The organism is Bradyrhizobium sp. ORS 375, assembly GCF_000239775.1.
Lineage (GTDB): Bacteria > Pseudomonadota > Alphaproteobacteria > Rhizobiales > Xanthobacteraceae > Bradyrhizobium.
Genome location: NZ_CAFI01000405.1, coordinates 1 through 2151, shown reverse-complemented (window position 1 = coordinate 2151; position 2151 = coordinate 1). Strand labels below are relative to the sequence as shown.

Genomic DNA, 2151 nt, shown 5'->3' with positions numbered 1-2151 from the left:
TCCGTCGCCGGCCCGTCCGTCGCCCTGACGCGGGCTGGACGTCAACACACATGCGCGATGGCCGCCTCCATCGCGCGCGAATGTTTCCATCCGTTTCTGTCGCCTTTACGTCGTAAGTTCGACCGTTTTGAAGTCGGCCGGCAGGATCACCTCGAGCAGTTCGACGTCATCGGAATAGTCGAGGATCATGTGCCGGATTTTCGGCGGCTGCGTCCAGCAGCTGCCCTCCTTCATCAGCGTCTCGCCAACGCCTTCGAGGTAGCTCTTCACCCAGCCCTTGAGCACATAGACCATCTGGAAGTCGACGGCATGGGTGTGCAGCTTCGACACCTCCTGCGGATTGCACGGCGGCAGCATGCGGATGACATGCGCCCGCGCCAGGCCGTGAGTCGCAGCCGCAATGCCGAGGTCGCGGTAATGCGCGTAGGCGCGCAGGCCGTCGGCCTTGAAGTCTTCTTCGCGGTGATGGCTGATCGCGACCTTCTGCTTCGGTCGCCGCGGCGCCGGTGCCGGCCGCCCCTTGCTGACGAGCGCCTTGCGCGCGGAGGGCGCGGCCGCCCTTCCCGGCTTGGCGGGTGTCTTCGCGATCGTCTTTGCGCTGGCTTTGGCGGGCGTCTTCGCAGCCGCCCTGCTGCTCTTGCTGGTCTTCAGCGCTGCGGCCTTGGCGGCGGCGCGTGAGACGGGCTTGGTGGTGCGGCTCTTGCTGGCCATGGTGCTCTCCCTGCGAGTCCTCGCCGCGAGGGTAGCACATGTTGTCGAACCTCAGCAGCTTCTCCGACAAAGGTCGTCATTCCGGGGCGTGCGAAGCACGAGCCCGGAATCCATTCCTCCGCACGTGATGACGCCCGATGGATTCCGGGCTCGCGCTACGCGCGCCCCGGAATGACAGCGGTGGGTGGAGATCCTGCAGCGACCTCGGCTCAATGCAGCCGGAACACGCCATCCACGGCGCGCAGCTCGGCCGGCTTGATGAGCTTCGAATGCGCCACCGTGACCGAGTGCAGCGGGCCCTCGATCTTCTCCTGCCAGAACGCGAGGAAGTCCTGCAGCGCGGGAAATTTCGGAAACAGGTCGTAGTTCTGCCAGACATAGGTCTGCAGCAGCGAGCGATGGTCCGGCATCCGATACAGGATCTGCGCGGTCGTCAGCCCATAACCCAGCACCTGTTTCCGAAAGTCCTCGGAAACCTCAACCCTCGACACCATGCCAACCCTCCGTTTCTGGAGCGCATGTCCGCGTGGCCAACCGGGATGGAGCCACCCGGCAAAGATGCGCTCACTGCAAAAGAAATGTGACGCATGTCCTCAACCCATCTCAAGCTTAAATGTTTAACGGCATGTTGAAAAATGCTGCATTAGCAGCCACTTAGCCCAGGTGCTAATACGGTGTTTCGCGTTTCGTTCCGCTTGTGTTAACGCTATCGGAACGCTTTGGCAGAGCGCGCAGTTGACTGCTAATTTTTCTGCTACAAGGCCTTGCCCGGCTGGACACTCTCCCCTAAATCCAGCCCGCGTGCTGGCACTCGCCGGCATCGACTGCCAAATCTCCAGAAACTGACAATCGCTTCAATTGCTTAGGAGGACTGTATGGCTTTCCGTCCGCTTCACGACCGCGTCGTGGTCAAGCGCATCGACGCCGAAGAGAAGACCGCTGGCGGCATCATCATTCCCGACTCGGCCAAGGAAAAGCCCTCGCAGGGCGAAGTGACCGCGGTGGGCCCCGGCGCTCGCGACGAGAGCGGCAAGCTGGTCCCGCTCGACGTCCAGGTCGGTGATCGCGTGCTGTTCGGCAAGTGGTCGGGCACCGAGGTCAAGATCGACGGCCAGGAGCTGCTGATCATGAAGGAAAGCGACATCATGGGCGTCATCACCGACGCCGGCGCCAAGAAGAAGGCCGCCTGATCCAAGCTCGCACAACGCTCACCCTGAGGGGCGCGCCTGCGGGCGCCTCGCCAAGGGGTGAGACAGACCATTCAACTCAGGGAAACCCAATATGTCAGCGAAAGACGTAAAGTTCGGCGTCGAAGCCCGCGACCGCATGCTGCGCGGCGTGGACATCCTCGCCAATGCCGTGAAGGTCACGCTCGGTCCGAAGGGCCGCAACGTCGTCCTCGACAAGTCGTTCGGCGCGCCGCGCATCACCAAGGACGGC

3 protein-coding genes are annotated in these 2151 nt (G+C 62.9%); 1 reads left to right on the top strand and 2 read right to left on the bottom strand.

Features of this window, described 5'->3' with window-relative positions:
• Nucleotides 1-105 precede the first annotated feature (105 nt).
• Both BRAO375_RS27045 and BRAO375_RS27040 read right to left on the bottom strand, forming a co-directional pair.
• The gene (locus BRAO375_RS27045) at nt 106-711 is read right to left on the bottom strand and encodes a cupin (RefSeq protein ID WP_009030614.1); all 606 of its coding nucleotides are present in this window, start codon (nt 709-711) and stop codon (nt 106-108) included.
• A gap of 209 nt (nt 712-920) precedes the next feature.
• Nucleotides 921-1205 carry an usg protein gene (locus tag BRAO375_RS27040; protein WP_009030613.1) on the bottom strand — a complete coding sequence of 95 codons (285 nt, stop codon included), beginning with the start codon at nt 1203-1205 and terminating at the stop codon, nt 921-923.
• A 381-nt stretch (nt 1206-1586) separates the two neighbouring features.
• Between BRAO375_RS27040 and groES the strand changes: the two genes are divergently transcribed.
• Nucleotides 1587-1901, top strand: coding sequence for a co-chaperone GroES (groES, locus tag BRAO375_RS27035; protein ID WP_009030612.1), 315 nt, complete (start codon nt 1587-1589; stop codon nt 1899-1901).
• The last annotated feature ends 250 nt before the right edge of the window (nt 1902-2151 follow it).